We start from the raw sequence: 26510 nt of genomic DNA, 5'->3' as shown, positions 1-26510 counted from the left end.
CCCGACCGCCAGGAGCCCCCGCATGTACAGCGTCAACGTCCGCGACCACTTCATGATCGCCCACAGCTTTCGCGGCGAGGCCTTCGGCCCGGCCCAGCGCCTGCACGGCGCGACCTACGTGGTCGATCTCGAATTTCGCCGCGCCGAGCTCGATGCCGACGGCATGGTGGTCGACATCGCCCGGGCGACCGAGGTGCTGCGCAGCGTGCTGGGCGAGTTCAACCTGCGCAACCTCGACGACGATCCGGCCTTCGAGGGGCGCAACACGACCACCGAATTCATGGCCCGCGTGATCTTCGGTCGGGTCGCCGCGCGCGTCGCGGCCGGCGAACTCGGGCCGCATGCGGGCGGGCTGTCGGGCCTGCGGGTGCGGCTCAACGAGTCGCACGTGGCCTGGGCGGCCTACGAGGGTGCGCTGCCGGCCGAGGCGGGTCGAACCCCTTGAACGCGCGCTGCAGCTTCCTGGTGCCGGGCGATCTCGGCACCCGCACCGGCGGCTATGGCTACGACCGCCGGATCATCGACGGCCTGCGCGCGGCCGGCTGGCGGGTCGACGTGGCGTCGCTGGGGCCCGGCTTTCCCGATCCCGATGCGTCCGCCCTGGCGCTGGCTGGCCGCGTGATCGAGGCGCTGCCCGACGATGCGCTGGTGGTGGTCGACGGTCTGGCCTTCGGCGTGCTGCCCGAGTTCGCCGCGGCCCATGCGCAGCGGCTGCGCTGGGTCGCGCTGGTCCACCATCCGCTGTCGCTGGAGACCGGGCTGGCGCCCGACCGGCAACGGGCGCTGCTCGAGAGCGAGCGCCGCGCTCTGGCGTCGGCACGCGGCGTCGTCGTCACCAGCCCGGCCACGGCGCGGGCGCTGGCGGCCTTCGACGTCGAGGCCGCCAGGATCACGGTGGTCCGGCCGGGCACCGATCCTGCGCCGCTGGCACAGGGCTCGGGCGCGGCCGAACTGGCGCTGCTGTGCGTGGCCAGCGTGACGCCGCGCAAGGGCCATGCGGTGCTGGTCGATGCGCTGGCGGGCCTGCGCGATCGGTCCTGGACGCTGGATTGCGCCGGCAGCCTCACGCTGGACCCGGCCTGCGCGGCGGCCCTGGCGGCGGCGATCGCCGCCCAGGGGCTGCAGGGTCGCGTGCGGCTGCACGGCGAATGCGACGAGGCCGGCCTGCGCGCGCTCTACCGGGTGGCCGACGTCTTCGTGCTGCCGTCCTTCCACGAGGGCTACGGCATGGCGCTGGCCGAGGCGCTGGCGCATGGCCTGCCGGTGATCAGCACGCGGGCGGGCGCCATTCCGGACACCGTGCCTGCCGCTGCGGGCCTGCTGGTGCCGCCCGGCGACGTCGGCGCGCTCCAGGGCGCCTTGCAGCAGCTGCTGGACGACGCCGGGCTTCGGGCCAGGCTCGCCGGCGGCGCCCGCGAAGCCCGGCGCGATTTGCCGACCTGGGCGGACGGTGCGGCGCGCTTCGCCGCCGCACTCGACGCCGCCGCGCGCGCGCCGCTGCCATGACCGGATTCAGCGCCGACTGGCTCGCGCTGCGCGAGCCCTTCGACCGGGCAGCCCGCGAGGCAGCGGCCGCCGCCTTCGACCTGCCCGGGCTGGCCGTCCGATGGCGCGGCGGTGGTGCGACGCTCGGCGTCCTCGACCTGGCCTGCGGCACCGGGGCCAACCTGCGCGAACTGGCGCCCCGCCTGGGTGGCGCGCAGCGCTGGCGGCTGGTGGATCACGATCCGCGGCTGCTGGCCGCGTTGCCCGGTGCGCTGGCGGCCTGGGCCGCCGCGCAAGGCTTCACGGTGCGCACGCAGGGGGATCGGCTGCGCGTCGAAGGACCGGGCTGGCGGGCCGATGTGGAAGCCGTGCACCTCGATCTCGCGGGCGGGCTGGCCGCGCTGCCGCTGGCCGGGGTGGGATTGATCACGGCATCGGCGCTGCTCGACCTGGTCTCGGGCGCCTGGCTCGACGCGCTGCTGAGCCGCGCCTGTGCGGCGAAGGCGGCGCTGCTGTTCGCATTGACGGTCGATGGGCGCATCGACTGGCGCCCGAAGCGGGAGGCCGACGAGATGGTGCGGCGCCTGTTCGAGGCGCACCAGCGTGGCGACAAGGGCTTCGGCCCCGCGCTCGGCAGCCGGGCGGTGGCGGTGGCGGCCGACCGGCTGCTTGCCCTGGGTGGCCAGCTTCGGCGGGCGGCCAGCGACTGGCACATCGACGGCCGGCAGGGCGCGCAGGCGCAGGCGATGCTGGCCGCGCTGGTTGAAGGCAGCGCGGCCGCCGCCCGCGAGCAGGACCCGGGCGCCGCCGGCGCGGTGGCTGCATGGGCCGCCGAGCGCAGGCAACTGCTCGCGCGCACCACGCTTTGCATCGGCCACGCGGAATTGCTCGCGGACTGGCCCTAGTCCGCTGACCGCGCGGCGCGCAGATCGAGGTCCCAGAGCACGTCGGCGCCCATGCGGAACAGGCGCGCCGGCGGCCGCAGGCAGTCGCGCATCGCGGCGCTGCGCGGCAGTTGCAGCCCCGGCCGGCCGGCCCCGATGATCACCGGCGCGATGCTGAGATGCAGCCGGTCGAGGCAACCCTGCGCGATGAATCGCGACACGGTGACACCGCTGCCTTCGACGAACAGCACGCCCAGCCCGCGCTGCTGCAAGGCGGCCTGCAGCGCACGCAGGTCCGCGCTGCCGTCGGACCGCAGCAGGCCGGGCACGCCGAGCACCTGGTCCGCACCCACGCGTCGCGCCGCTTCCGGCGTGCGTGCGGCGTCGCAGGCCAGCAGGGTGGGTGACTGGCGGTCGCAGAAGACCCGCAGCGTCGCCGGCAGGCGCAGCGCCGGGTCGAGCAGCACGCGCACCGGGTTCGGGCCGGCCACCCGCCGCGTGGTCAGCTGGGGGTTGTCGATGGCCGCGGTGCCGGCGCCGACGACGACCGCGTCGCACAGCGCGCGCAGGCGGTGCAGGTGCGCCAGCATCTCCGGCCCATTGACGTAGTTGGAGTCGCCGCCATGGGTGGCGACGCAGCCATCCAGGCTCTGGCCAAGCTGGCCGATCGCCCAGGGCGTGCCCGCCTGCGGCTGGTCGAGCAGGGGCTTGAGCAGCTCGAACAGCTCGAGCGCCTGGTCGTCCCACAGGCCCTGCAACGCGAAGCCCCGCCCCGCGCTCCAGGCGATCGGCGTGCCGGCGTCGGGCGCGGGCGGCGCCTGGCGGCTTCGCCTGCGCGCCGCGATCTCCAGGCACAGCGGCCACAGCGCATCGATGCCGGGGAGGGTGGGGGCGGAGTGCATCATGGGCGTGTCAGCGAGGCGTGGAATGAGGGGTGTCCTGCGTCTGGCGAGGTGCCGGGGGCTGGCCGTGAAGCGCCAGCGCGACCGCGCCGGCCACCCACAGCGCCGCCAGTGCCGCGACGATCACCGCATCGATCGCAGGGCGTCGTCCGCGCCGCAGCCACTGCACCGTCGGCCCCGAGGTCAGGGCACAGGCCAGCAGCAACAGTACCTCGGGCTGCACCGGCGTCAGCAGGGCGAGGCCCTGCGCCAGCGTCAGCCAGGCGATGACGCATACCACCGCGCCACAGGCACCGAAGCCGATGCGGACCTTGGGCCAGAGCCACAAGGCGCAGCCGGCGATGGCGGCGGCGATCGCCAGGCCGAGCTCGAACAGCAGCGGCGATCCGGCGATGAAGGCCACCGCCGCCAGGCCGATGCCGGCGACCAGCAGGCTGGCGGGCGCGTCGGCCTGCTCGAGCGGCGCGCCGAGCACCGCCGCGATCGCCGCGGCGCCGACCGCCCAGGTCGCGACCTGCAGCACCGGGGGCTGGTCGCTGAGCCCGACCAGCACCAGCGCCCACAGCACGCAGCTGGCGAGCCAGGTGGTGCGCTTCATTGCGCGCATGCCTTCCAGGCCGATGCCGAGCAAGGCGGCCGAGGCGTAGATCCAGGGCAGCTCCTCGGTCAGCTCGCCCGGCCACATCTGCCAGCCGAGCACCCAGGCCGATGCGACCAGGATGGCCGGCGCCACGCCCGCCGAGGCCCAGCGCCGGCCATGCACGGCGCCGAGGACGGCGCGCAGCAGGCCGGTGGCCGCGAACGACAGCACCAGCGGCAGCGCCAGGCTCTCGAACAGCGGGTGGTGGAAGTCCATGCCCGTTTATGCCGGCCGTCCGGGGCGGCCGTCAATGAGACAGGTCGGCGGCGGCATCAGGCGGACTCCACCGGCGGCGGACGCGTCGAGGTCCAGGGCGAGACGCCCTGCGCCACGGCCGCGTCGTGCTGCGCGGCCAGCGCGCGCCGGAAGCCATCGCGTTGCTGCAGCCGTTCCCAGTAGGCCGCCACCGCGGCCGGGAAGCGCGGCACCAGGTCGAGCTCGTTGGCCAGCATCAGGGCGTAGCCGACCGAGATGTCGGCCACCGTGAAGCGGTCGGCGGCAAGGAAGGCATGCTGCTGCAACACCGCATCGATGCCGCGCAGGCGGGCGATGAACCACTTGGCATAGTCGTCCGCCGCCTGCGGCAGCTTGCGCTCTTCAGGCTCGAAGCGGCCGTAGCGCAGCACGATGGTCTGCGGGAAGGTCAGCGTGGCCTCGCCGTGGTGCAGCCAGTTGAGCCAGGCGCCGAAGCCGGTTTCGTCCGGCCGCACCGCGAGCCCGCGCCGGTTGTCGGGGTCGCAGCGCTGCACCAGGTACTGGCACATGGCCGACGACTCGGTCATGCGCGTGTCGCCGTCGAGCAGCAGCGGCACCGTGCCGAGCGGGTTGAGCGCCAGGTAGCTGCGCTGCAGCGCGCGCGGCGGAAAGGGCAGCATCCGCAGCTGGTAGGGCGCGCCCAGTTCCTCCAGCGTCCAGAGCGGGCGGAACGAGCGTGCGCTGACACAGTGATAGAGCTCGAGCATGCGGGTCCTTGTCTCCGGGGTGGCGATCGCGCCGTCCTGCGGCGTCCGCCATCCTAAGGCCAAGGTCGCTCAGGGGCGCAGTAGCATTCGGTGCGCTGCAGCGGCCCCGGGCGGACCCGGGCCGGCCGGCTGCCAGCCACGACCGAAGGAATTCATGAGCACCAACATCGTCATCGTCGGCGGCGGCCATGCCGCCGCCCAGCTGTGCGCCGGCCTGGCCGAGGCGGGGCAGGGCGGGCGGGTCCACCTGGTCTGCGAGGAAGCGGCCCTCCCCTATCACCGGCCGCCGCTGTCCAAGACCTTCCTGAAGAGCGCGGAGGAGCAGCCGCAGCAGCACCGGGCCGAGGCCTGGTATGCCGAATCGGGCATCACGATGCACCTGGGCGATGCGGCGCTGGCCGTCGACCGCGCCGCCCGCACCGTCACGCTGCAATCGGGGACCGTGCTCGGCTGGGAGCGGCTGGTGCTCGCGACCGGCACCCGGGCCCGTCGCCTGTCGGCGCTGGCGGGCTTGTCCAACGTGGCGCTGCTGCGCGCCGCCGACGAAGCGGCGCAGTTGCGCAGCCTGCTGGCCGCGGCCCAGCACGTGACCGTGCTCGGCGGCGGCTTCATCGGCCTCGAGGTGGCCGCCACCGCGCTGGCGCTCGGCAAGCAGGTGCTGGTGCTGGAAAGCGCGCCGCGGCTGCTGAGCCGGGCCGTGTCGCCCGAGCTGTCGGCGCATGTGCTGGCGACCCACCGCGCCGCCGGCATGGACTTGCGGGTGGGCGTGCAGGGCGCCGAGATGCAGGTCGAGGGGCCGCGGCTGGTGGCGATCGAGGTCGACGGCGCGTCGCAGCCGATCGACCTGCTGCTGCTCGGCATCGGGGCGGTGCCCGAAACCGCGCTGGCCGAGGCCGCCGGCCTGGAGTGCGCCGACGGCATCGTGGTGGACGCCTACATGCAGACCAGCGACGAACGCGTGCTCGCGGTGGGCGATTGCACCCGCTTCCCCGACCGGCGCGCGGGCCAGGCGCTGCGCCTGGAGTCGGTGCAGAACGCCAACGACCAGGCCCGCACCGCGGTCGCGACCCTGACCGGTGCGCCACGGCCGCACGACGCGGTGCCGTGGTTCTGGTCCGATCAGGGCGGCCTGCGGCTGCAGATGGCCGGCCTGGTGCCCGCGCCCGGCACCCCCGGCCACCTGACGGTGCGGCGGCCCGGGGCCAGCGCGGCCTCGTTCTCGCTGCTGCACTACGTGGACGGCCAGCTGCGTTGCGTCGAATCGGTGAACGCGCCGGTGGATCACATGATGAGCCGCAAGCTGCTGGAAGCGGGCCGTAGCCCCGATCCGGCGGTCGCGGCCGATCCGGCCGTGCCGCTCAAGACGCACCTGGCCTGAGGCTCAGCGGGCCCGGTACGCCGGCAGGTTCAGGCCGCGCCCGCCGGATGCGGCGCCAGGTTCTTGCGAATCTCGGCGTCCATCATGCGGGTGCCGGCCGCCAGCGCGGCCTCGTAGGTGTCGGCGCCGTATTCGGCGGCGCGCACCACCTTGTGGGGGACGCCACCGGCGTCGCATTCGAGCAGCGTCCAGAGAAAAGACCCGGGCGCCGGCTCGTCGATGACGAGTTTGATCGGATTCTTCATGCGTTGATGGTGGGCGCTTCGGCGCGGCTTTTCTGTAGGCGAAGGCCTACGTTACGTGGGAATCGCCGGCCTCAGTCGACCAGGAATCCGGCACTGAGATTGGCGACGGTGCCGGTGATCGCGCCGGCATGCCTCGAGGCCAGGAAGACCGCCGTGTTTGCCACCTGGTCGAGGGTCGGCAGGCGCTTCAGCAAGGTGCCGGAGGCGGCGCCCGCGAGCATCTGATCGACCGTCAGTCCGGCGCGCTCGGCCAGCGGGGCGAACACCGCGCGGGTGTGCGAGCCCATGGCGGCGGCTTCGGGGATCGCATGCGGCCGGAGGCAGACCACGCGGACGCCCCGGGCGCCGAGTTCGCCTGCGAGATGGCGCGACAGCGCCTCGACCGCGGCGCTGGCGACGCAGTTGCCCAGGTAGCCCGGTCCCGGAAGCCGCGCGCCGGGCGTCGACAGCGTGAGGATGACGCCCGCGCCCCTGGCCGCCATGTGCCGCGCCGCGGCCTTGGCGGTGAGGAAGTTGGCCCGCGTGTAGGTCGTGATCGGCAGTTCGTAGTCGGCGAGCGACAGATCGGCCAGTGGCGTGCCTTGCACGTGCGCGATGCCGATCGCGTTCAGCGCGACGTCGATCCCGCCCGCCTGGGCCGCCACGGCATCCGCATGGCGCTCGACGGCGTCGCTGTCGAGGACATCGAGCCTGGCGCTCTCGGCCTGCCCGCCCGCGGCGCGGATGGCGTTCGCGACCGTGTCGAGGCGGGAGAGGGTCCTGCCGGCCAGGAATACACGAGCGCCTTCGCGCGCGAAGGCGCGGGCCACGGCGCCGCCGATCGCGCCGCCCCCGCCATGGATCACCGCGCTCTGGTTCTCGAGCAGCATCCGCATCTCCTGGATTGTGTACGGTATCCACAAACCTTAGCAAAGATACTGGACGGCGTCCACATTTAAAGGGGCTTGCCATAAATCATGTAATGTTAGTTAAAATGTATTACATGAACACCGAACGAGACAACTTCCACGACTGGGCGCGGGACAAGCCTGATTCGACCTCGTTCTCGGGCCTCCACCGTTCGGAGCTGCACGATCTCAACAGCCACCCCCGGGTCCGATGGGGACGGCTGTTCTTCCTGGTCGCGCTGGCGGTGGCGTTGGGTGTCGGCTTCAAGTACCTGGCGGCGCCGTAGTTTTCCACGCCGGGCCAGGCTGCCTGTTTGGCAGGCAATGCGGCGGGAACCCGCATGGAGACTGGCCCCGCGCATTCGCCTCCACGCCCTTCGCACAGCGTTATCCACAGAAGCCCGGTACAAGTCCCGGCGACCGCGGCCGTCTTACTTGACGCGCTGCTTGACCAGCTTGCGGGCCAGCGTCCGCCGATGCATGCCCAGCCGGCGGGCGGTCTCGGAAATATTGAAGCCGGTTTCGGCCAGGGTCTCGTGGATGCGCTCCCATTCGAGCGTCTTGATCGAGGTCGAGCGGTTGGTCAGCTCGATGTCGGTGTCGCCCTCCGCGCGCCCGAAAGCGGCCTCGATGTCGTCGGTGTTGGAAGGCTTGGCCAGGTAGTGGCAGGCGCCCAGCTTGATCGCCTCGACCGCGGTCGCGATGCTCGCGAAGCCGGTCAGGACCACGATCAGCATCGCCGGGTCGTGCCGGTTCAGGCGCTGGACGCAGGCCAGCCCCGAGGCTTCGCCGCTGAGCTTGAGATCGACCACCGCGTAGCGCGGCGAATGGGCCTGGAGCAGGGCAGCGACCTCGTCGACGTTGGCCGCCAGCAGCACGGTGTAGCCGCGCCGCTCGAACGAACGCCCCAGCGTGCGGGCGAAGGCCGCGTCGTCCTCGACGATCAGCAGCAGGCGTTCAGCTTCCATTTCCTTCGTCTTCTTCCTCTTCGAGAATGATCGATGCCAGCGGCAGGGTCAGCGTCACCTCGGCGCCCCCTTCGGGGCGGTTGCGGGCGCTGACCTTGCCGCCCAGCGTGCGCGCCACGTTGACCACCAGGAACAGCCCGAGCCCGCCTTCCGGCCGGCCCTTGGTCGACAAGTAGGGCTTGCCGAAATCGGCCAGCATGCCGGGCGCGAAACCGGGCCCGGCATCGGTGACCGTGAGCCGCAGGGTGTCGCCCTCGTGGGTCGCTTCCAGGCGCACCCAGTCGGGCGACGCCTGCAGTGCATTGTCGAGCACGTTGCAGAGGGTCTGCTTCAGGGCCGAATCGGAGACCATCGGCAGGTCGTGGCCGAAGCGGTTCTCGTACTCGAAGGCCAGCACCGGCCGGGTCGAGCGCCACTCCTCGGCCGTGTCGTCGAGGAAGGTGCTGACCGTGGTTTCGAGCGACGACTCGCCGCGCGCCTCGCCGGCCGACAGCAGGATGCCGCTCAGGGTGGCCTTGCAGCGCTGCACCTGGGCCTGCATCTCGTCGATCTCGGCCAGCAGCTCGGGGTCGGACGTGAAATGCGGCAGGTGCCGCCAGTCGCCGAGGATCACCGACAGCGTGGCCAGCGGCGTGCCCAGGTCGTGCGCCGCGCCCGAGGCCAGCAGGCCCATGCGCACGATGTGCTCTTCCTCGGCGGCGCGTTCGCGCAGCGCCGCCAGCCGGGCGTCGCGGGCGCGCAGGTTGCGGCTGATGCGGTTGATGAACACCACCAGCAGCGCCGCGTTGAGGCCGAAGCAGATCAGCATGCCCAGGATGTACGGGCTCAGCAGGCCGCGCCCGTGCTCGATCGGCAGCTGCAGCGGACCGCTGAAGACCGCCAGCCCGGCGAAGCAGGCGCTGGTGATGCCGACGATGGTCCAGGTCGACCAGGCCTCCAGCAGCACCGCGCCCAGGATCACCTGCAGCAGGTACAGGAAGACGAAGGGGTTGGCGGCGCCGCCGCTCAGGTAGAGCTGCGCGGTCAGCATGGCGACGTCCACCAGCAGGGCGACGAAGAGCTCGCCGTTGCTGACGTCGCGGTGGATGCGCCAGCGCAGCTGGCTGGCGGCATTGAAGGCGGCCAGGAAGGCCAGCACCGCCAGCATCTGGTCGAGCGGCAGGCGGATGCCGAAGCCGTAGTGCACCACCGCGATGGTGGCGACCTGGCCGACCACCGCCATCCAGCGCAGCTGGATCAGCTGCTGCATGTTCTCGAGGCCGGTGGCGTCGCCGTAGTCAGTCGTGCGTGCCATCGGGGTTTCCTTCGTCGGCGCGCCGCCGTTCCTGCCGGATCACGATCCAGGTGGCGCCGGCGACCATCAGGGCCAGCGCGTACCAGGTCAGGGCATAGACCAGGTGGTTGTTGGCAAAGGCGATCACGGTCAGGCCGCCGACCGGGCCGCCCGGCGCGGTCGCATCGGCATCCGCATCGACGAAGTAGGGCGCCACCTCGCCCAAGCCGCGCGCCAGCGCGATCGCCTGGACGTCGCGCGAATACCAGCGATCGGCGCCCGGGTCGTTGTCGCGCAGCAGGGCGCCGCGCGGCTCGGTCAGGCGCAGCAGGCCGGTGACGGTGACCGCTTCAACCGCTTCGCCTTCGCGCCGCGCCGCACGCTCCTTCTGCTGGGCCGGCGACACGAAGCCGCGGTTGACCAGCAGCGAGCGGCCGTCCGCCAGGCGCAGGGGGGTCAGTACCCAGTAGCCACTGCCCAGTTCGGTGGTGGCCTGGACCAGGGTCTCGCGGTCATGGAGCCAGCGGCCGCTGGCACGCACGTGCCGGTATTCGTCGTCGGCCCGGTTGACGCGCGGCCATTGGCCGGGTCCGGGCGCGTCGATGGCGGGTGCGTGGACCCGCTGGTCGACGCGCTCGATCAGGTCCAGCTTCCAGGCCCGGCGCTCGAGCTGCCAGGTGCCGAGCGCGAAGAAGCCGGCGAAGGCCGAAAGCGCGCACAAGGCCAGCGCCAGCCGCGGAAGAAGTCTCCTCACCGAAGCGCCGTGCCTGGGGCCGGTCAAGGCATCTTGTGCGTCTCGTTCATCAGGCCCGGCATCATGTTGTGGTTCATGTGATACATCACCCACAGCGAGCCGCTCAGCGTGATCACGACCACCACCACCGTGAAGATCAGGGCCAGCATGGTCCAGCCATGCTCGGACTTGGCGTTCATGTGCAGGAAGTAGATCATGTGGACGACGATCTGCACCGCCGCGAAGGCCAGGATCACGAAGGCGGTCGTGCTGCTCTTCTCGAACACGTTGCCCATCACGATCCAGAACGGGATCGCGGTCAGGATCACCGACAGGATGAAGCCGGTCAGGTAGCCCTTGACGGTGGCGTGCGGGGCGCCGTCGTCATGGTCGTCGTGGTGATCGCCATGGCCGCCGTGGGCGGCGTGTTCGTTGTGCGCGCTCATGGCAACACTCCCATCAGGTACACGAAGGTGAAGACGCCGATCCAGACCACGTCCAGAAAGTGCCAGAACATCGACAGGCACATCAGCCGGCGGCGGTTCTCGGGGATGAAGCCGCGCTTGGTCAACTGCACCATCAGCACCACCAGCCAGACCAGGCCGAAGGTCACGTGCAGGCCGTGGGTGCCGACCAGTGCGAAGAACGACGACAGGAAGGCGCTGCGCTGCGGCACGGCGCCTTCGTGGATCAGGTGCGCGAACTCGTACAGCTCGACGCTGATGAAGGCAGCGCCGAACAGGGCCGTGATGGCCAGCCAGGCCATCGTGGCGCCCATGCGCTTGCGCTGCATCTCGATCATCGCGAAGCCGTAGGTGATCGACGAGAACAGCAGGAAGGCGGTGTTGAGCGCCACCAGCCGGAGGTCGAACAGGTCGGCGCCCGAGGGGCCGGCCGCGAAGCTGCGGCCCAGCACGGCGTAGACCGCGAACAGGCACGCGAACACCAGGCAGTCGCTCATCAGGTAGAGCCAGAACCCGAGCAGGGTGCCGTTCTCCGGGTGATGCTCGCCCGGCAGGTGGAACAGCGGGTGCTGGCCGGCGCTCACGGCGCCGTGGGAGGGGAGGACGTTGGTATCAGACATGGCCGGCGAGCAGGCGGGTACGGGCGCCTTCGGTGCGGACGACTTCCTCGGTGGGGATGTGGTAGTCGCGCTTGTAGTTGAAGGTATGGATGATCACGGCGAGCAGCATGGCGACGAAGGACACGCCGGCCAGCAGCCACATCTGCCAGATCAAGGTGAAGCCGCAGGCCGCGGCCAGGGCCGCGATGATGAAGCCGGCGCCGGTGTTCTTCGGCATGTGGATCGGGATGAAGCCTTCGAGCGGCCGCACGTAGCCGTGCTTCTTCATGTAGGTCCAGGCGTCGTTGTCGTACACGCGGGGCGTGAAGGCGAAGTTGTAGGCCGGCGGCGGCGAGGAGGTCGACCACTCGAGGGTGCGGCCGTCCCACGGGTCGCCGGTCAGGTCGCGCAGCGAATCGCGGCGCACGTAGCTCACCACCAGCTGGATCAGGAAGCAGGCGATGCCCAGCGCGATCAGCACGGCGCCGAAGGCCGCGATCTGGAACCAGATCTGGTAGGACGGGTCCTCGAAGTGGCTCAGGCGGCGGGTCACGCCCATCAGGCCCAGCACGTACAGCGGCATGAAGGCGAAGTAGAAGCCGATGACCCAGAACCAGAACGAGCACTTGCCCCAGAACTCGTCGAGCTTGTAGCCGAAGGCCTTCGGATACCAGTAGGTGATGCCGGCCAGCAGGCCGAACAGCACGCCGCCGATGATCACGTTGTGGAAGTGGGCGATCAGGAACAGGCTGTTGTGCAGCACGAAGTCGGCCGGCGGAACCGCCAGCAGCACGCCGGTCATGCCGCCGATCACGAAGGTGATCATGAAGGCGATCGTCCACATCATGGGCAGCTCGAAGCGGATGCGGCCCTTGTACATCGTGAACAGCCAGTTGAAGATCTTCGCCCCGGTCGGGATCGAGATGATCATCGTCGTGATGCCGAAGAACGAATTGACGCTGGCCCCCGAGCCCATCGTGAAGAAGTGGTGCAGCCACACGAGGTACGACAGGATCGTGATCACCAGCGTGGCGTAGACCATCGACGCATAGCCGAACAGGCGCTTGCCGCAGAAGGTGGCGACGACTTCGGAGAACACGCCGAAGGCCGGCAGGATCAGGATGTAGACCTCGGGGTGGCCCCAGATCCAGATCAGGTTCACGTACATCATCGCGTTGCCGCCGAAGTCGTTCGTGAAGAAGTTGGTGCCGACGTAGCGGTCGAGCGACAGCAGGGCCAGCACGGCGGTCAGCACCGGGAAGGCGGCGACGATCAGGATGTTGGTGCAGAGCGCGGTCCAGGTGAACACCGGCATCTTCATCAGCGACATGCCCGGGGCGCGCATCTTGACGATGGTCGCGATCAGGTTGATGCCCGACAGCAAGGTGCCCACCCCCGCGATCTGCAAGGACCATATGTAGTAGTCGACCCCGACGTCGGGACTGAACTCCAGCCCCGACAGCGGCGGGTAGGCCAGCCAGCCGGTGCGCGCGAACTCGCCCACGAACAGCGAGGCCATCACCAGGCCGGCGCCGAAGGTGGTCATCCAGAAGCTGAAGTTGTTCAGGAACGGGAAGGCGACGTCGCGGGCGCCGATCTGCAGCGGCACGACGAAGTTCATCAGGCCCGTGACCAGCGGCATCGCGACGAAGAAGATCATGATCACGCCGTGGGCGGTGAAGATCTGGTCGTAGTGGTGCGGCGGCAGGAAGCCGGCGTTGTCGCCGAAGGCGAAGGCCTGCTGGGCCCGCATCATGATGGCGTCGGAGAAGCCGCGCAGCAGCATCACCAGGCCGAGGATGATGTACATGATGCCGATCTTCTTGTGGTCGATGCTGGTGATCCAGTCGCGCCACAACGTGCCCCAGACACGGAAGTAGGTGATCGCGCCGAGCACCGCCACGCCGCCGAGGACGACGGCGATGAAGGTGAACAGCAGGATCGGTTCGTGGAAGGGGATGGCCTCCCAGGAGAGGCGGCCGAAGACGAGCTTCGTCAGGTCGAGATGGTCGAGCATCTTTATTCTTCTCGGATGCGGGCGGTGGAAAGCGGAAGCGAAAGTCCGGCGGGGTCGTTGACGCTGCACATGGCCGTCACGTAGGTGCGGGGCGGGATGCCGGCCTCGGGCTGCCAGGGGCGCGGCGAGACGTTGTAGGCGCCGACCTTGCCGAGGCCGCCATCGGCGTCGATGGCCATCATCTGCTCCATGCACATCTTGTTGCGGTCGACGCAGCGGTTGACGATCGCATGGTAGAGGTCGGGCTCGACGCTGGCGAAGCGGCGCACCGGCTCGCGTTCGCTGGGGCGTTCGAGTTCGAGGTAGGCCGCGCGGGTCAGCGCGCCGCCGGCGGTCTTCGACTTCTGGACCCAGGCCTGGAAGTCGGGCTCGCTCACGCCATGGAAGCGGAAGCGCATGCCGGAGAAGCCGGCGCCGCTGTAGTTGGCCGAGAAGCCTTCGAAGTCACCGGGCTTGTTGATGACCGCGTTGAGCTTGGTCTCCATGCCCGGCATGGCGTAGATCTGGCCGGCCAGCGCCGGGATGAAGAAGGAGTTCATCACCGAGGAGGCGGTGATCTTGAAAACGATCGGGCGGTCGATCGGCGCCGCCAGCTCGTTCACCGTGGCGATGCCCTGCTCGGGGTAGATGAACAGCCACTTCCAGTCCAGGGCCACCACCTCGACGGTCAGCGGCTTGACCTCGGACGGCACCGGGCGCCCGGGCTCGATGCGGCGCAGCGGCCGGTAGGGGTCGAGGGTGTGGGTGCTGATCCAGGTGATCGCGCCCAGGGCGATGATGATCAGCAGCGGCGCGCCCCAGATCGCCAGCTCGAGCTCGGTGGAATGGTCCCAGTCGGGCGAATAGTTCGCCTCCTTGTTCGTCTGCCGGTAGCGCCAGGCGAAATAGATGGTGAGACCGATCACCGGCACGATGATCAGCAGCATCAGGACCGTGGAGACCACGATCAGCTGGCCTTGCTGGCGCGCGATGTCGCCGGACGCATTGAACAGCACCATGTCGCAGCCCGCCAACAGGGCGAGCGGGAGCAGGAGCAGTCCGCGGAAGTTCTTGAGGGGAGGCATGCCGGAGGATGAGCGTTTGGTGCGCAAAGGGACCACAATCTACTTCGTTTGGCGACTGCGGGATATTGGACGTTTTGTCCTATGGCGGCAATCTCGATTCGGTGAGACCCTCGGGGAATCCAGTTGAACACGACCCAAAAGCAGAAATGACGACGTCCAGCATCAGTCCCGGCGGCTCCTCGCCGCTGCACGACACCCAGCACGACAGCCCCGACGCCGCCTCGGACCATTCGCCGATCGCCCCGGGCGAGATCGCGGTCGGCGTGATCATCGGCCGCGCCTCCGAGTATTTCGACTTCTTCGTCTACGGCATCGCCTCGGTGCTGGTGTTCCCGGCGGTCTTCTTCCCGATGGAAAACCGCCTCGAGGGCACGCTCTACGCCTTCGTGATCTTCTCCTTCGCCTTCATCGCCCGGCCCTTCGGCACCGTGGCCTCGATGGCGATCCAGCGCCGCTTCGGCCGCGAGGCCAAGCTCACTGCCGCGCTGTTCCTGCTCGGCATCTCGACCGCCGGCATCGCCTTCCTGCCGGGCTACGCGAGCATGGGCTTCGCCTCGATCGTGGTGCTGTCGATCCTGCGGGTCGGCCAGGGCCTCGCGCTCGGCGGCTCCTGGGACGGCCTGCCTTCGCTGCTGGCGCTCAACGCGCCGCCGAACCGCCGCGGCTGGTACGCCATGCTGGGCCAGCTGGGTGCGCCGGTGGGCTTTTTCATCGCCAGCGCCCTGTTCGCGTTCCTGTACTCCAGCCTGTCGACCGAGGACTTCCTCGACTGGGGATGGCGTTACACCTTTTACGTCGCGTTTGCGATCAATGTCGTGGCGCTGTTCGCCCGCCTGCGGCTGGTGGCCACCAACGAATACGACCGCCTGCTCGAAGAGCGCGAGCTGGAGCCGGCCAGCGTGGTCGAAATCACCCGCTCGCAGGGCTCCAACCTGGTCATCGGCGCCTTCGCCGCCCTGGCCAGCTATGCGCTGTTCCACCTGATCACGGTGTTCCCGCTGTCGTGGATCACCCTCTATTCCACCCAGTCGGTGAGCGAGTTCCTGGTCATCCAGATGATCGGCGCGGTGCTCGGCGCCATCGGCATCGTGATCTCCGGCGTGATCGCCGACCGGGTCGGCCGCCGCAGCACCCTGGGCAGCCTGGCGGTGGCGATCGCGGTCTTCAGCGGCTTTGCCCCGACGCTGCTGGACGGCGGCAAGCTCGGGCAGGACGTCTTCATCCTGGTCGGCTTCGTGATCCTGGGCCTGTCCTATGGCCAGGCGGCCGGCGCGGTGACGGCCAATTTCGAGTCCAAGTACCGCTACACCGGCGCCGCGCTCACGGCCGACCTGGCCTGGCTGATCGGCGCCGCCTTCGCGCCGCTGGTGGCGCTCGGCCTGTCGGCCAACTTCGGCCTCGGCTATGTCAGCGTCTACCTGCTGTCGGGCGCGCTGTGCACCCTGGCCGCGCTGCGGCTCAACAAGGCGCTCGAAATCCGGGATTAGCGCCGCGCTTCTAGCGCCGGGCGTGCCATTGGCGCCACAGCGCCACGGCGAGCGTGATCGCGAGCGCGCCGAGGATCAGCTGGTGCTCGTGCGGCTTCAGGTGGCCGACCGCCGCGTGCAGCCAGCCCGTGAGCTGGAGGCCGAACAGGCTGACCACGGTCGCCCAGAGCAGCGCGGCCACGGCGTCCAGCGCGGCGAACAGCGGGGCCCGCATCGGGCCCATGCCCAGCGTGGCCGGCAGCGCGATGCGCAGGCCCCAGGCGAAGCGCATCAGGAAGATGGTCGCCACCGGATGCCGGTCGACGAAGCCGTTGACCCGCTCGATGTGGGCCCGCAGCTTGGGCCGGCTCGCCAGCAGCGCGGCGCCCTTGCGGCGGCCCAGGTGGAAGTAGAACTGGTCGGTGATGAATGCCGCCGCCGCACCGCAGGCGATCAGCGGCCCGAGCGCGAGGTAGCCCTGGTGCACCGCGAAGGCGCCCAGCATCAGGATCGTCTCGCCCTCGAACAGGCCGGCCACGAAGACCACGACATAGCCGTATTGCTGGAGCAGTTCGGACAGCATCGGCAGCGGGCCTCAGGCCGGCGGCGGAACGTCGCTTTTCTTCTGCCGCTCGCGGAACAGCGCCGCGCGCATCAGGAAGATGGTGGTGACCGGCGCCGTGAGGGCGACGAAGAGGGCGATCAGCACCGCGTGCAGGAACAGGCTTCGCCCCTGCACCGAGAAGTAGATGATGGTGGCCAGCGTCATGCACCAGACGCCGAGCGTCGCGCCCAGGGTCGGCGCGTGGATGCGGCGGAAGAAGGTCGGGATGCGCACCAGCCCGAAGGAGCCGATGGCGGCGAACGCGGCACCGACCACCGCGAAGACGGCGGTCAGCACCTCGGCCCACAGCGGCAGCGCTTCGTTCATTCGATCACCTCCCCGCGCAGCAGGAACTTGGCGATCGCGGTCGAGCCGACGAAGCCGAACAGCGCGATCAGCATCGCCGCCTCGAAGTAGACGTTGCTGGCGTAGACGATGCCCAGCACCAGCATCATGAGCATGCCGTTGATGTAGAGGCAGTCGAGCGCCATCACCCGGTCCTGCGCGGTCGGCCCGACCAGCAGGCGGAAAAGCGCGCACAGCATCGCCACCGCCAGCAGCAGCAGCGCGAGCTTGAGCGCCCAGAAGAGCACGGGCGTCATGATTCGAAGATCTCCATCAGCGGGACTTCGTAGCGGGTCTTGACCAGGGCGATGAAGGCCGGCACGTCGTCGAGGTCGAACACGTGGATCAGCAGGGTCGAGCGGTCGAGCGCGATCTCGGCCCAGGCGGTGCCGGGCGTCAGGCAGATGATCATCGCCAGCACCGCCAGCGCGTTCGGGTCGCGCAACTCGAGCGGCACCCGCACGAAGCAGGGCGACATCTGCGCGCTGCGGCGGGTCAGCAGCAGGCGGGCGACGGTCAGCGCCGATTCGACCAGGTCATGGGCCACCACGCCCGAAAGCCGCAGCGCCACCGCCGGCCGGCGCATGTGCGCGCGGGCGGGCCTGAGCGACTGGGTCAGCAACGGCACCGCGATCGCGAGGATCGCCGCCAGCAGCAGGGTGGCGGCATCGAGCGACTGGTTCAGCAGCAGCCAGACGACGAACAGCGCGATCGACAGCGAAGGCGCCGGCAGCCAGCGGGCCATCATTTCGCCGCTCCCGGTTTGGCGGGCGGATTGGGCACCTGCGCCGCACCGAGCACCGCCCGGCGGTAGGCGGTGGGCGAGAACAGGCCCTCGGCGGTCGCGGCCGCGTGGTGCATCACCGGGCCGGCTTCGATCGTCAACGCCAGGCAGGCGGCGAGCAGCGCCGCCACCGGCAGCACTTCGAGCGCGGGCAGGGCCGGCAAGGTGGCATGGGCCTGGGTCCAGAAATGCCGGATGCCGGTGCGGCCGAGCGCGAGCAGCGAGAAAAAGCCCGAGAACATCAGCAGCCCGAGGAAGACCCAGCCCGCCGGCGTGACACGCTCGGCGCCGAGCAGGCCCGACAGCATCGCGAACTTGCCGACGAAGCCCGACAGCGGCGGCATGCCGGCCAGCAGCAGCGTGCAGCAGACGAAACTGAGGCCGAGGAAGGCGACGCCGGCCGGAATGGCGCGGCCGTAGAGCGCCTGCGCATCATCGTCGAGGTTGACGTCGTCGACCCGGCGCAGGTCCCTGGACAGAAAGGGTGCATCGCCCGCCGCCTCGTGCGGCGCGATGCTGCGGCCCTCGTTGCGCCAGCGCTCGATCATGTCGATCAGCATGAAGAAGGCGGCCACCGCCAGGGTCGAGGTCAGCAGGTAGTAGAGCGCGCCGGCCCACATCGCCGGCTGGCCGAAGCCGATCGCCGCCAGCAGCGTGCCGGCCGAAACCAGCACGCTGAAGCCGGCCAGGTTCGACAGCCGCTGGGTGCCGACGATACCGAAGGCGCCGACGAACAGCGTCGACAGTCCGATCGTGATGAGGATGCCCTGGCCGACCTGCGCCGAGGCGCCGGTGTCGGGCGCGAACAGCACGGTCCAGAGCCGCAGGATGGTGTAGATGCCCAGCTTGGTCAGCAGCGAGAACACGGCGCCCACCGGGGCCACCGCGGCGCTGTAGGCCGGCACCAGCCAGAAGTTGAGCGGCCAGGCGCCGGCCTTGGCGAAGAAGGCCGTCGCCAGGATGGCCGCGGCCGCGTGCACCAGCCCGCGGTCGGCGGGAGCCAGCTGCGCGATGCGCACGCCCAGGTCGGCCATGTTGAGCGTGCCGGTCACGCCGTAGAGCAGCGCGGCGCCGACCAGGAACAGCGACGAGGCCGCCAGGTTGATGGCCACGTAGTGCAGCCCGGCCTGCACGCGCAGCCGCCCCGAGCCGTGCAGCAGCAGCCCGTACGACGCGGCCAGCATCACCTCGAAGAAGACGAACAGGTTGAACAGGTCGCCGGTGAGGAAGGCGCCATTGAGCCCCATCAGCTGCAGCTGCAGCAGCGGATGGAAATGCACGCCCGCACGGTCCCAGCGCGAGGTCGAGTAGATCGAGGCGGCAAAGGCGACCACGCCGGTCAGCGCGACCATCATGGTCGACAGCCGGTCGGCCACCAGCACGATGCCGAAGGGCGCGCGCCAGTTGCCCGGCAGGTAGACGCCGATCGAGCCGGGGCCGCCGCCGGTGTCCGGCGCATTGACCCAGCGCAGCAGGGCCAGTGCAGTCAGCAGGCCGATCAGGCCCGAGACCACGCTGAGCGCCGACTTGCTGCGGCGATGTTCCTCGCCGAGCAGCAGCATCAGGGCGGCGGTCAGCATCGGCACCAGGATCGGCACCGCGATCAGGTGCGGCATGCTGAATTCGAGCAGCCGGTCGAGGAAGGCGAAGAGCTCGTTCATTCCTGCGGCTCCGTGCGTTCCCTGCCGTCCACATGGTCGGTGCCGGTGAGCCCGCGCGAGGCCAGCAGCACGACCAGGAACAGCGCCGTCATCGCGAACCCGATCACGATCGCGGTCAGCACCAGCGCCTGCGGCATCGGATCGGCGGTGTTGGCGAGCGTCGCCACCACGCCCGGTTCGAGCACCGGCTCGCTGTCGACCTTGAGCCGCCCCATGCTGAAGATGAACAGGTTGACCGCGTAGGAGATCAGGGTGAGGCCCATGATCACCTGGAAGGTGCGCGGACGCAGCAGCAGGTACACCCCCGAGCCGGTGAGGATGCCGATGGCGATGGCGAGCACGACTTCCATCAGGCGGGCGCTCCGGCTTCGGCCGCGGCGCGCGCGGCCTCCCGCTCGTCCTGCTCGTCGGACCAGCGATGGCTGCGCACCGACTGGTGGGCCAGCGCGGTGAGGATCAGCATGGTCGCGCCGAGCACCAGGGAGAACACGCCCATGTCGAAGAACAGCGCGCTCGGCACGTGCACTTCGCCGAGCACCGGCAGGTGCAGGTGCGCGGTATGGGTGGTGAGGAACGGGTAGCCGAGCACCACCGCGCCGCCGCCGGTGGCCAGCGCCAGCAGCAGGCCGACCGCGATCCAGCGGCGCGGATAGATCCGCAGGTGCTCCTCGACCCATTCGGTGCCCGAGACGATGAACTGCAGCAGCAGCGCCACCGACATCACCAGCCCGGCGACGAAGCCGCCGCCTGGCTGGTTGTGGCCGCGCATGAAGAAATAGACGGAGACCAGCACCGACAGCGGCAGCAGCAGCCGCACCAGCACCGCCGGCACCATCAGGTAGCCGACGGCCGTGTCGGTGGCCCGGCGCGGATTGAGCAGGTCGCTGCTGCCGTCGGCGGGCTGGAGCCGCTGCTGGATCGGCAGCGCCATCGACTCGATCGCCGGCCGGAAGCGGCGCAGCAGCGCATACACCGTCAGCGCGACCACGCCGAGCACCGTGATCTCGCCGAAGGTGTCGAAGCCGCGGAAGTCGACCAGCATCACGTTGACCACGTTGCTGCCGCCGCCCTGGAACAGCGCGTTGTCGAGGAAGAAAGGCGAGATGCTGAGCGGGAACGGCCGCGTCATGACGCTCCAGGCGATGGCCGACATGCCGGCGCCGGCGGCGATCGCGATGGCGAGGTCGCGTCCGCGCCGGGCCCAGTGGCGCAGCGGTGCGCCGACCGGGTCCGACTTGGCGCTGCGCATCGGCAGCCAGCGCAGCCCGAGCAGGATCAGCACCGTGGTGACGGCCTCGACCACCAACTGCGTCAGCGCCAGGTCGGGCGCCGAGAACCAGATGTAGGTGATGCAGCACACCAGCCCCGCGCCCGAGGCCAGCATCAGCGAGGCAAGGCGGTGGAACTTGGCCTGCCAGGCCGCGCTCACGGCGCAGGTGGCGCCGATCAGCCAGGTCATCGCGAACATCGGGGAGAAGGCGAGCGGCTCGCGCGAGCCGCGCGCGACCGGCGTGACCCACAGCGCCGCGCCGGCGCCGCCCAGCGCCACGGCGACCAGCAGCAGCAGCTGCATCTGCAGCCGGCGGGTGCCGAGCAGCCGGCGGCTGCGGCGGCCGGCTTCGCTCAGCCGCGCCATCACGTTCTCGAAGATCCGCTGGCCGTCGAAGCGGTGCAGCAGCGGCGTGGTCGAGAGCACGCCGCGTTCGCGGCCGCGGCGCTGCAGCAGGTAGAGCAGGGCGCCGCCCGCCAGCGCGATGAAGCTCATCATGAGTGGCAGGTTGAAGCCGTGCCACAGCGCCAGGCTGTAGGCCGGCAGCTCGCCGCCGACCACCGGCGCCGCCGCGGCGGCCAGGAAGGCGCCCACCGACCAGGCCGGCGCAATGCCGACCACCAGGCAGATCAGCACCAGCAGTTCGACCGGCACCCGCATCCAGTGCGGCGGCTCGTGCGGCGTCTTCGGAACGGCCGCACCGCAGGGCGGGCCGAAGAAGACGTCGAACACGAAACGCGCCGAGTAGGCGACGCTGAAGACGCCGGCGATCGTGGCGATCACCGGCAGGCCGCGGTCGACCCAGGCGTTCGACTGGATGAAGACCGTCTCGGCGAAGAACATCTCCTTCGACAGGAAGCCGTTGAGCAGCGGAACGCCGGCCATCGAGGCGCTGGCGATGATCGCCAGCGTGCCGGTGATCGGCATCAGCTTCATGAGGCCGCTGAGCTTGCTGATGTCGCGGGTGCCGCTCTCGTGGTCGATGATGCCGGCGGCCATGAACAGCGAGGCCTTGAAGGTCGCGTGGTTCATGATGTGGAACACCGCCGCGACCGCCGCCAGCGGGCTGTTGAGCCCGAGCAGCAGCGTGATCAGCCCGAGGTGCGAGATGGTCGAATAGGCCAGCAGCGCCTTCAGGTCGCGCTGGAACATGGCGATGTACCCGCCCAGCAGCAGCGTGATGGCGCCGGCGCCGCCGACCAGCCAGAACCAGGGCTCGGTGCCCGACAGCACCGGCCACAGCCGCGCCATCAGGAACACGCCGAGCTTCACCATGGTGGCCGAATGCAGGTAGGCCGAGACCGGCGTCGGTGCCGCCATCGCGCGCGGCAGCCAGAAGTGGAACGGGAACTGCGCGCTCTTGGTGAAGGCGCCCAGCAGCACCAGCACCAGCACGGCGGGATAGAGGGGGCTGGCGCGGATCAGGTCGCCCGAGACCAGCACCATGTCGAGGTCGTAGCTGCCGACGATGCGCCCGAGGATCAGCACCCCGGCCAGCAGGCAGAGCCCGCCGGCGGCGGTGACGGTGAGCGCCATGCTGGCGCCGCGCCGCGCATCGCGGCGGTGGTGCCAGTAGCCGATCAGCAGGAACGAGAACAGGCTGGTGAGCTCCCAGAACATCACCATCTGGATCAGGTTGCCCGACAGCACCACGCCCATCATCGCGCCCATGAAGGCGAGGAAGAACGAGAAGAAGCGCGGCACCGGGTCGGAGGCCGACATGTAGTAGCGCGCATAGAGCACCACCAGCGCGCCGATGCCCAGCACCAGCATGCAGAACAGCCAGGCGAAGCCGTCCATGCGGAAGCTGAGGTCGAGCCCGAGCACGGGCAGCCATTCGATCCGCTGGCGGATCACGTTGCCGTTGGCAAGGCTCGGAAAGAGCCAGGCGGCCTGGATCGCGCAGCCCAGCGCGACCAGCCCGGCCAGCGTCGATTCCCGGTTGCGCGCATCCGAAGGCAGCAGCGCGGCGAGCACGCTGGCGACGAAGGGAAGGGCAACGAGGAAGACAAGGGGCATTGCGGGCGATTCTATCGACCGGCCCCGCGGCTGATCCCCCGATCAGGCCATGAAATGCTGGACTGTTCGAAAGCCCAGCCAGGTGAGGAACAGCGAGCCGCCGAGGTGCAGCGCCACCGTGCCCAGCGCCAGGCCCGGACGGCCGCCGATCAGCATGCCGACGACCTCGGCGGAGAAGCTGGAGAACGTGGTGAGCGAGCCCAGGAAGCCGGTGACCACGACCAGGCGCCAGGCCGGGTCGATGTCGGGCAGCGCGGTGAAGCCCGCGATCGCCACGCCGACGATGTAGCCGCCGATCAGGTTCACGGCCAGCGTGCCCCAGGGCAGCAGGCCGCCCGGGTTGAGCCACAACTGGAAGCCCCAGCGCATCAAGGCGCCGATGCAGGCGGAGACGCAGATGACGACGACGTTCAACAGCATCGGGCGATGATATTCGCGGCCCGGCTACTTCTCGACGCCCATCACCACGTCGGGCAGGATCGTCACGATGCTCGGGAACACGGTGATCAGCACGATGCACAGCACCAGGCAGAAGAAGAAAGGAATCGCCGCCTTGGCGATCACGTTGCTGTCCTTGCCGGTCATGTTCTGCAGCACGAAGAGGTTGAAGCCCACCGGCGGCGTCACCTCGGCGATCTCCACCAGCAGCACGATGAAGATGCCGAACCAGACCAGGTCGAAGCCGGCCTTCTGGATCATCGGCAGCACCACCGCGCTGGTCAGCACGATCATCGAGATGCCGTCGAGCGCGGTGCCGAGCACCAGGTACACCAGCACCAGCGCGCCGATCAGCGCATAGGGCGACAGATGCATCGAGTCGACCCACTCGGCCAGCTCGCGCGGGATGCCCGTGAAGGCCATGGTCTTGGTCAGGAAGGCGGCGCCGGCCAGGATGAACATGATCATGCAGCTGGTGCGGGTGGCGCCCATGATCCCGTCCTTGAAGTTCTTCCAGCTGAGGCTCCGGCCCCAGGCGGCGATGGCCAGCGAGCCCAGCACGCCGAAGGCCGCGCATTCGGTGGCGGTGGCCCAGCCTGCGATCAGCACCCAGACGATGAAGACGATCAAGAGCGCGCACGGGATCAGGTTGCCCGACAGCCGGATCTTCTCCATGAAGGAGGTCGGGGGGTCGGCCGGCGGCACCTGCTCGGGGTGGCGCAGGCTCCACCAGCCGATATAGCCAGAGAACAGCACCATCAGCAGCAGCCCCGGCAGGAAGCCGGCCAGGAAGATCCGGATGATCGAGGCGTCGGCCGCCACCGCGTAGACCACCATCGTGATCGACGGCGGGATCAGGATGCCCAGCGTGCCCGCGGTGGCCAGCGAGCCGATGGCCAGCTTCTCGTTGTAGCCGCGGCGCACCAGTTCCGGCAGCGCCACCTTGGCGATGGTGGCACAGGTCGCGGCCGACGAGCCCGAGACCGAGCCGAACACGCCGCAGCCGAGGATGGTGGTGTGCATCAACCGGCCGGGCACGCGGTTGAGCCAGGGCCGCAGGCCCTCGAACATCTCCTCGCTGAGCTTGGTGCGAAACAGGATCTCGCCCATCCAGATGAACAGCGGCAGCGCCGCCAGCTCCCAGGAGGCGTTCGATTCCCAGAACGACGAGAACAGGTTCTTCGCCGGCAGCGTGTTGGTGAAGAAGGCCTGGCCGACCCAGCCGACGATCGCCAGCGTCATCGCGATCCAGACGCCGCCGGCCAGCAGCACCAGCATGATGGCGAGCAGCAGCGCGCCCATCAGAAGAGTTTCGAGCATGAGCGCCTCAGACGTCGGAAGAAAAGTCGCCGGCGGCGTGCCGCTCCTCGACGGCGCGCTGGTAGCTCGGCTTCTCGCCGCGCACCACGCCGACCAGCTCGTCGATCATGGCGATCAGCAGCAGCCAGCAGCCCAGCACGAAGGTCGATTGCGGAATCCAGATCGGGATCACGACCAGGCCGGTCGCCATCTCGGCGAACTCGTAGCTCTCCCAGGTGAAGCTGGTCGCCGACCAGGTGAGGTAGGCGACCGCGACCGCGGCGATCAGCAGGCAGCCGACGTCGAGCGCGCGCCGGACCTTCGGCGGCACGGCTTCGAGCAGCAGCGTGACGCGCACGAAGTCGCCGTGGCGAAAGGCGTGGGCCATGGCGAAGAAGGCCGCGGCGGCGCAAAGCCAGGCGACCACGTCGTTGAGCCCGCTCACGTGCCAGTTCAACTGCCGGCCGACGCCGGCCACGATCATCAGCACGAAGATCAGGAACACGCAGAACGCGCCCAGCGCGCCTGCACCGTCGTACAGGCGGTCCAGCCAGCGGCGCATCGGCTACTTCTTTTTGTAGGCGTCGACGATGGAAGCGCCATCGGGGCCGGCGGCCTTGAGCCAGTCGGCCTGCATGATGCCGCCCACCTGCCGCATGTCGGCATCGAGCTTCGGCGAGGGCTTGTGGATCTTCATGCCGCGTTCGGCCAGCAGGCGCTTGTACTCGTCGTTCTTCTCCTGCGCGACCTTCCAGCCACGCGCCTCGGCGTCGGCCGCCGCCTTGGTCACCGCGGCCTTGGTCGCCGGGTCGAGCGCCTCGAAGGCCTTCAGGTTCACCAGCACGGCGTTCTTCGGGATCCAGGCCTGGGTGTCGTAGAAGTTCTTGAGGTTCTCGTAGGTCTTGGTGTCGTAGCCGGTCGAGCCCGAGCTCATGTAGCTCTCGATCACGCCGGTGGCCATCGCGGCGCTGAGCTCGGCCTGCTGGATCTGCACCGGCTGGGCGCCGATCAGTTCGGCGATCTTGGCGGTGGCCGGGCTGTAGGCGCGCCACTTGATGCCGCGCAGGTCGGCCACCGAGCCGATCTCCTTCTTCGAGTAGATGCCCTGCGGCGCCCACGGCACCATGAACAGCACCTTGATGCCCTGGGCCGCGAGCAGCTTCTCCATGGCCGGCTTGGAGGCCTCGTACAGCTTCTTCGCCTCGGGGTAGGTGGTCGCCAGGAAGGGCACGCCGTCGAGCGCGTAGATCGGGTTCTCGTTGGCGAAGTTGGCCAGCAGGATCTCGCCGGCCTGGGCCTGGCCGCTCTGCACCGCGCGCTTGATCTCGGGCGCCTTGAACAAGGACGCGTTGGCGTGCACCGTGACCTTGAGCTTGCCGCCGGTCGCCGCATCCACATCCTTCGAGAACTGCGTGATGTTTTCGGTGTGGTAGTTGGTGGCGGGGTAGGCGGTGGGCAGGTCCCACTTGGTCTGCGCGAAGGCGGCGGCGCCGAGGGTCAGGCCAGCGAGGGCAATGCCGAACTTGTGATGCATGGGCTCTCCAGAACGTGCGGAAGTAGAAAAGGCGATCGGCAGCATACGTGCAAATATCGGGCCACCGCTCGGGCCTTTCCCTGCCACGACCGTGCTGATGGGAATCTGACTGGCGCACGAAAAAGCCGCCCGCAGGCGGCCTCGTGTCGTGTTCCGGCGTGGCCGGACGGGTTCAGGGCTTGGCGGCGGCCTTGACCGGCGCCGGCGCCGCTGCCGCCTTGCCCGTCGCCTTGGGATCGGCCTTCGCCGCCGCGACGGCAGGCGCCGGCGCGCCGAAGCCCTGGCCGTTGATCGTCAGCCCGTCGGCCGACAGCTTGGCCGCCGCCTTGTCCTTCACGCCTTTCACGCGGCTCATGAAGTCCGCCCAGTCCTTGAACGGCGCGTCCTTGCGGGCATCCACGATGCGCTTGGACATCGCCGGGCCCACGCCCTTGACGCCGAGCAACTCCGCCTCGGTGGCCTTGTTGGCATCGACTGCGGCCCAGGAGGCGACAGCAAACAGCATGGCCGCGATGGCCAGTATCTTCTTCATCATCTTTTTTCTCTCCCTGACATGGTGTGGGAGGTGCCGAAGCACCCCGCCGCGCGC

At 69.6% G+C, this 26510-nt stretch carries 30 protein-coding genes; 6 read left to right on the top strand and 24 right to left on the bottom strand.

The annotated features are described in order from the left end of the window. Positions 1-22: 22 nt before the first annotated feature. From QTI33_RS21070 to QTI33_RS21060, 3 genes are read left to right on the top strand one after another with little or no spacing between them, the layout of a single operon-like run. Complete coding sequence (locus QTI33_RS21070; RefSeq protein ID WP_286508219.1) at positions 23-445, top strand: 6-pyruvoyl trahydropterin synthase family protein; 423 nt, start codon at positions 23-25, stop codon at positions 443-445. After that, entirely contained in the window at positions 442-1506 is a 1065-nt protein-coding gene (locus tag QTI33_RS21065) for a glycosyltransferase family 4 protein (RefSeq protein ID WP_286508218.1), read from the top strand. The genes QTI33_RS21070 and QTI33_RS21065 overlap by 4 nt, the downstream gene beginning before the upstream one ends. Beyond that, complete coding sequence (locus QTI33_RS21060) at positions 1503-2390, top strand: class I SAM-dependent methyltransferase (protein ID WP_286508217.1); 888 nt, start codon at positions 1503-1505, stop codon at positions 2388-2390. Before QTI33_RS21065 ends, QTI33_RS21060 begins: the two co-directional genes overlap by 4 nt. Here the strand turns inward: QTI33_RS21060 and QTI33_RS21055 are convergent. From QTI33_RS21055 to QTI33_RS21045, 3 genes are read right to left on the bottom strand one after another with little or no spacing between them, the layout of a single operon-like run. Next, the gene (locus QTI33_RS21055) at positions 2387-3271 is read right to left on the bottom strand and encodes a RibD family protein (RefSeq protein WP_286508216.1); all 885 of its coding nucleotides are present in this window, start codon (positions 3269-3271) and stop codon (positions 2387-2389) included. The genes QTI33_RS21060 and QTI33_RS21055 overlap by 4 nt on opposite strands. A 10-nt stretch (positions 3272-3281) precedes the next feature. Then, entirely contained in the window at positions 3282-4127 is an 846-nt protein-coding gene (locus QTI33_RS21050) for a hypothetical protein (protein WP_286508215.1), read from the bottom strand. A gap of 56 nt (positions 4128-4183) precedes the next feature. Further along, the gene (locus QTI33_RS21045) at positions 4184-4873 is read right to left on the bottom strand and encodes a glutathione S-transferase family protein (RefSeq protein ID WP_286508214.1); all 690 of its coding nucleotides are present in this window, start codon (positions 4871-4873) and stop codon (positions 4184-4186) included. A 154-nt stretch (positions 4874-5027) separates the two neighbouring features. Between QTI33_RS21045 and QTI33_RS21040 the strand changes: the two genes are divergently transcribed. Next, positions 5028-6251 carry an NAD(P)/FAD-dependent oxidoreductase gene (locus QTI33_RS21040; protein ID WP_286508213.1) on the top strand — a complete coding sequence of 408 codons (1224 nt, stop codon included), beginning with the start codon at positions 5028-5030 and terminating at the stop codon, positions 6249-6251. 29 nt (positions 6252-6280) lie between these two features. On the opposite strand, the gene QTI33_RS21035 is transcribed toward QTI33_RS21040, so the two are convergent. Both QTI33_RS21035 and QTI33_RS21030 read right to left on the bottom strand, forming a co-directional pair. Beyond that, the gene (locus QTI33_RS21035) at positions 6281-6496 is read right to left on the bottom strand and encodes a hypothetical protein (protein ID WP_286508212.1); all 216 of its coding nucleotides are present in this window, start codon (positions 6494-6496) and stop codon (positions 6281-6283) included. A gap of 71 nt (positions 6497-6567) precedes the next feature. Next, entirely contained in the window at positions 6568-7365 is a 798-nt protein-coding gene (locus QTI33_RS21030) for an SDR family NAD(P)-dependent oxidoreductase (protein ID WP_286508211.1), read from the bottom strand. A gap of 113 nt (positions 7366-7478) precedes the next feature. Between QTI33_RS21030 and QTI33_RS21025 the strand changes: the two genes are divergently transcribed. After that, a complete protein-coding gene (locus QTI33_RS21025; protein ID WP_286508210.1) occupies positions 7479-7670 on the top strand; it encodes a hypothetical protein in 192 nt (63 codons plus the stop codon). 144 nt (positions 7671-7814) lie between these two features. On the opposite strand, the gene QTI33_RS21020 is transcribed toward QTI33_RS21025, so the two are convergent. From QTI33_RS21020 to cyoA, 7 genes are read right to left on the bottom strand one after another with little or no spacing between them, the layout of a single operon-like run. Further along, a complete protein-coding gene (locus QTI33_RS21020; RefSeq protein ID WP_286508209.1) occupies positions 7815-8351 on the bottom strand; it encodes a response regulator transcription factor in 537 nt (178 codons plus the stop codon). Next, the gene (locus QTI33_RS21015; RefSeq protein ID WP_286508208.1) at positions 8341-9645 is read right to left on the bottom strand and encodes an ATP-binding protein; all 1305 of its coding nucleotides are present in this window, start codon (positions 9643-9645) and stop codon (positions 8341-8343) included. Before QTI33_RS21015 ends, QTI33_RS21020 begins: the two co-directional genes overlap by 11 nt. After that, positions 9629-10378, bottom strand: coding sequence for an SURF1 family protein (locus tag QTI33_RS21010; protein ID WP_286508207.1), 750 nt, complete (start codon positions 10376-10378; stop codon positions 9629-9631). The genes QTI33_RS21015 and QTI33_RS21010 overlap by 17 nt, the downstream gene beginning before the upstream one ends. A gap of 23 nt (positions 10379-10401) precedes the next feature. Continuing rightward, the gene (cyoD, locus tag QTI33_RS21005; protein ID WP_286508206.1) at positions 10402-10803 is read right to left on the bottom strand and encodes a cytochrome o ubiquinol oxidase subunit IV; all 402 of its coding nucleotides are present in this window, start codon (positions 10801-10803) and stop codon (positions 10402-10404) included. Beyond that, a complete protein-coding gene (gene cyoC / locus QTI33_RS21000) occupies positions 10800-11441 on the bottom strand; it encodes a cytochrome o ubiquinol oxidase subunit III (RefSeq protein ID WP_286508205.1) in 642 nt (213 codons plus the stop codon). The genes cyoD and cyoC overlap by 4 nt, the downstream gene beginning before the upstream one ends. Further along, the gene (cyoB, locus tag QTI33_RS20995) at positions 11434-13437 is read right to left on the bottom strand and encodes a cytochrome o ubiquinol oxidase subunit I (RefSeq protein ID WP_286508204.1); all 2004 of its coding nucleotides are present in this window, start codon (positions 13435-13437) and stop codon (positions 11434-11436) included. Before cyoB ends, cyoC begins: the two co-directional genes overlap by 8 nt. A gap of 2 nt (positions 13438-13439) precedes the next feature. Further along, positions 13440-14501: a ubiquinol oxidase subunit II gene (cyoA, locus tag QTI33_RS20990; RefSeq protein ID WP_286508203.1), complete on the bottom strand. Its 1062-nt coding sequence runs from the start codon at positions 14499-14501 to the stop codon at positions 13440-13442. A 146-nt stretch (positions 14502-14647) separates the two neighbouring features. On the opposite strand from cyoA, the gene QTI33_RS20985 reads away from it, so the two are divergent. Further along, positions 14648-15988: an MFS transporter gene (locus QTI33_RS20985; protein ID WP_286508202.1), complete on the top strand. Its 1341-nt coding sequence runs from the start codon at positions 14648-14650 to the stop codon at positions 15986-15988. Positions 15989-15998: 10 nt separating this feature from the next. Here QTI33_RS20985 and QTI33_RS20980 read toward each other — a convergent pair whose 3' ends face one another. From QTI33_RS20980 to QTI33_RS20925, 12 genes are all read right to left on the bottom strand, one after another. Next, the gene (locus QTI33_RS20980) at positions 15999-16550 is read right to left on the bottom strand and encodes a DedA family protein (RefSeq protein WP_286508201.1); all 552 of its coding nucleotides are present in this window, start codon (positions 16548-16550) and stop codon (positions 15999-16001) included. Positions 16551-16562: 12 nt separating this feature from the next. After that, positions 16563-16898, bottom strand: a complete 336-nt coding sequence (gene mnhG / locus QTI33_RS20975) for a monovalent cation/H(+) antiporter subunit G (RefSeq protein WP_286508200.1) — start codon at positions 16896-16898, stop codon at positions 16563-16565. After that, positions 16895-17173, bottom strand: a complete 279-nt coding sequence (locus tag QTI33_RS20970) for a K+/H+ antiporter subunit F (RefSeq protein ID WP_286508199.1) — start codon at positions 17171-17173, stop codon at positions 16895-16897. The genes mnhG and QTI33_RS20970 overlap by 4 nt, the downstream gene beginning before the upstream one ends. Further along, positions 17170-17661 carry a Na+/H+ antiporter subunit E gene (locus QTI33_RS20965; protein ID WP_286508367.1) on the bottom strand — a complete coding sequence of 164 codons (492 nt, stop codon included), beginning with the start codon at positions 17659-17661 and terminating at the stop codon, positions 17170-17172. The genes QTI33_RS20970 and QTI33_RS20965 overlap by 4 nt, the downstream gene beginning before the upstream one ends. Continuing rightward, positions 17661-19361 carry a monovalent cation/H+ antiporter subunit D gene (locus QTI33_RS20960; RefSeq protein WP_286508198.1) on the bottom strand — a complete coding sequence of 567 codons (1701 nt, stop codon included), beginning with the start codon at positions 19359-19361 and terminating at the stop codon, positions 17661-17663. Before QTI33_RS20960 ends, QTI33_RS20965 begins: the two co-directional genes overlap by 1 nt. Next, positions 19358-19711 carry a Na+/H+ antiporter subunit C gene (locus tag QTI33_RS20955; RefSeq protein WP_286508197.1) on the bottom strand — a complete coding sequence of 118 codons (354 nt, stop codon included), beginning with the start codon at positions 19709-19711 and terminating at the stop codon, positions 19358-19360. The genes QTI33_RS20960 and QTI33_RS20955 overlap by 4 nt, the downstream gene beginning before the upstream one ends. Further along, positions 19711-22650 carry a monovalent cation/H+ antiporter subunit A gene (locus QTI33_RS20950; protein WP_286508196.1) on the bottom strand — a complete coding sequence of 980 codons (2940 nt, stop codon included), beginning with the start codon at positions 22648-22650 and terminating at the stop codon, positions 19711-19713. Before QTI33_RS20950 ends, QTI33_RS20955 begins: the two co-directional genes overlap by 1 nt. Before the next feature lie 42 nt (positions 22651-22692). Continuing rightward, positions 22693-23070 carry a fluoride efflux transporter CrcB gene (gene crcB / locus QTI33_RS20945; RefSeq protein WP_286508195.1) on the bottom strand — a complete coding sequence of 126 codons (378 nt, stop codon included), beginning with the start codon at positions 23068-23070 and terminating at the stop codon, positions 22693-22695. Between the two features lie 24 nt (positions 23071-23094). Beyond that, positions 23095-24408: a TRAP transporter large permease gene (locus QTI33_RS20940; RefSeq protein WP_286508194.1), complete on the bottom strand. Its 1314-nt coding sequence runs from the start codon at positions 24406-24408 to the stop codon at positions 23095-23097. Positions 24409-24415: 7 nt separating this feature from the next. Continuing rightward, entirely contained in the window at positions 24416-24949 is a 534-nt protein-coding gene (locus tag QTI33_RS20935) for a TRAP transporter small permease (RefSeq protein ID WP_286508193.1), read from the bottom strand. A 3-nt stretch (positions 24950-24952) separates the two neighbouring features. Next, the gene (locus QTI33_RS20930; RefSeq protein WP_286508192.1) at positions 24953-25921 is read right to left on the bottom strand and encodes a TRAP transporter substrate-binding protein; all 969 of its coding nucleotides are present in this window, start codon (positions 25919-25921) and stop codon (positions 24953-24955) included. A gap of 172 nt (positions 25922-26093) precedes the next feature. After that, complete coding sequence (locus tag QTI33_RS20925; protein ID WP_286508191.1) at positions 26094-26456, bottom strand: ComEA family DNA-binding protein; 363 nt, start codon at positions 26454-26456, stop codon at positions 26094-26096. Positions 26457-26510 lie beyond the last annotated feature (54 nt).

This window comes from Variovorax davisae, assembly GCF_030316845.1.
Classification (GTDB): domain Bacteria; phylum Pseudomonadota; class Gammaproteobacteria; order Burkholderiales; family Burkholderiaceae_C; genus Variovorax; species Variovorax davisae.
The sequence above is the reverse complement of the archived record's forward strand: the minus strand, read 5'-3'. Positions and strand labels throughout refer to the sequence as shown.

Coding starts and splice junctions, on each gene's coding strand:
- QTI33_RS21070 (WP_286508219.1), top strand. CDS start 23: ATGTACAGCGTCAACGTCCGCGACCACTTCATGATCGCCCACAGCTTT.
- QTI33_RS21060 (WP_286508217.1), top strand. CDS start 1,503: ATGACCGGATTCAGCGCCGACTGGCTCGCGCTGCGCGAGCCCTTCGAC.
- QTI33_RS21055 (WP_286508216.1), bottom strand. CDS start 3,271: ATGCACTCCGCCCCCACCCTCCCCGGCATCGATGCGCTGTGGCCGCTG.
- QTI33_RS21050 (WP_286508215.1), bottom strand. CDS start 4,127: ATGGACTTCCACCACCCGCTGTTCGAGAGCCTGGCGCTGCCGCTGGTG.
- QTI33_RS21045 (WP_286508214.1), bottom strand. CDS start 4,873: ATGCTCGAGCTCTATCACTGTGTCAGCGCACGCTCGTTCCGCCCGCTC.
- QTI33_RS21040 (WP_286508213.1), top strand. CDS start 5,028: ATGAGCACCAACATCGTCATCGTCGGCGGCGGCCATGCCGCCGCCCAG.
- QTI33_RS21035 (WP_286508212.1), bottom strand. CDS start 6,496: ATGAAGAATCCGATCAAACTCGTCATCGACGAGCCGGCGCCCGGGTCT.
- QTI33_RS21030 (WP_286508211.1), bottom strand. CDS start 7,365: ATGCTGCTCGAGAACCAGAGCGCGGTGATCCATGGCGGGGGCGGCGCG.
- QTI33_RS21025 (WP_286508210.1), top strand. CDS start 7,479: ATGAACACCGAACGAGACAACTTCCACGACTGGGCGCGGGACAAGCCT.
- QTI33_RS21020 (WP_286508209.1), bottom strand. CDS start 8,351: ATGGAAGCTGAACGCCTGCTGCTGATCGTCGAGGACGACGCGGCCTTC.
- QTI33_RS21015 (WP_286508208.1), bottom strand. CDS start 9,645: ATGGCACGCACGACTGACTACGGCGACGCCACCGGCCTCGAGAACATG.
- cyoD (WP_286508206.1), bottom strand. CDS start 10,803: ATGAGCGCGCACAACGAACACGCCGCCCACGGCGGCCATGGCGATCAC.
- cyoC (WP_286508205.1), bottom strand. CDS start 11,441: ATGTCTGATACCAACGTCCTCCCCTCCCACGGCGCCGTGAGCGCCGGC.
- cyoB (WP_286508204.1), bottom strand. CDS start 13,437: ATGCTCGACCATCTCGACCTGACGAAGCTCGTCTTCGGCCGCCTCTCC.
- cyoA (WP_286508203.1), bottom strand. CDS start 14,501: ATGCCTCCCCTCAAGAACTTCCGCGGACTGCTCCTGCTCCCGCTCGCC.
- QTI33_RS20985 (WP_286508202.1), top strand. CDS start 14,648: ATGACGACGTCCAGCATCAGTCCCGGCGGCTCCTCGCCGCTGCACGAC.
- QTI33_RS20980 (WP_286508201.1), bottom strand. CDS start 16,550: ATGCTGTCCGAACTGCTCCAGCAATACGGCTATGTCGTGGTCTTCGTG.
- mnhG (WP_286508200.1), bottom strand. CDS start 16,898: ATGAACGAAGCGCTGCCGCTGTGGGCCGAGGTGCTGACCGCCGTCTTC.
- QTI33_RS20970 (WP_286508199.1), bottom strand. CDS start 17,173: ATGACGCCCGTGCTCTTCTGGGCGCTCAAGCTCGCGCTGCTGCTGCTG.
- QTI33_RS20965 (WP_286508367.1), bottom strand. CDS start 17,661: ATGGCCCGCTGGCTGCCGGCGCCTTCGCTGTCGATCGCGCTGTTCGTC.
- QTI33_RS20960 (WP_286508198.1), bottom strand. CDS start 19,361: ATGAACGAGCTCTTCGCCTTCCTCGACCGGCTGCTCGAATTCAGCATG.
- QTI33_RS20955 (WP_286508197.1), bottom strand. CDS start 19,711: ATGGAAGTCGTGCTCGCCATCGCCATCGGCATCCTCACCGGCTCGGGG.
- QTI33_RS20950 (WP_286508196.1), bottom strand. CDS start 22,650: ATGCCCCTTGTCTTCCTCGTTGCCCTTCCCTTCGTCGCCAGCGTGCTC.
- crcB (WP_286508195.1), bottom strand. CDS start 23,070: ATGCTGTTGAACGTCGTCGTCATCTGCGTCTCCGCCTGCATCGGCGCC.
- QTI33_RS20940 (WP_286508194.1), bottom strand. CDS start 24,408: ATGCTCGAAACTCTTCTGATGGGCGCGCTGCTGCTCGCCATCATGCTG.
- QTI33_RS20935 (WP_286508193.1), bottom strand. CDS start 24,949: ATGCGCCGCTGGCTGGACCGCCTGTACGACGGTGCAGGCGCGCTGGGC.
- QTI33_RS20930 (WP_286508192.1), bottom strand. CDS start 25,921: ATGCATCACAAGTTCGGCATTGCCCTCGCTGGCCTGACCCTCGGCGCC.
- QTI33_RS20925 (WP_286508191.1), bottom strand. CDS start 26,456: ATGATGAAGAAGATACTGGCCATCGCGGCCATGCTGTTTGCTGTCGCC.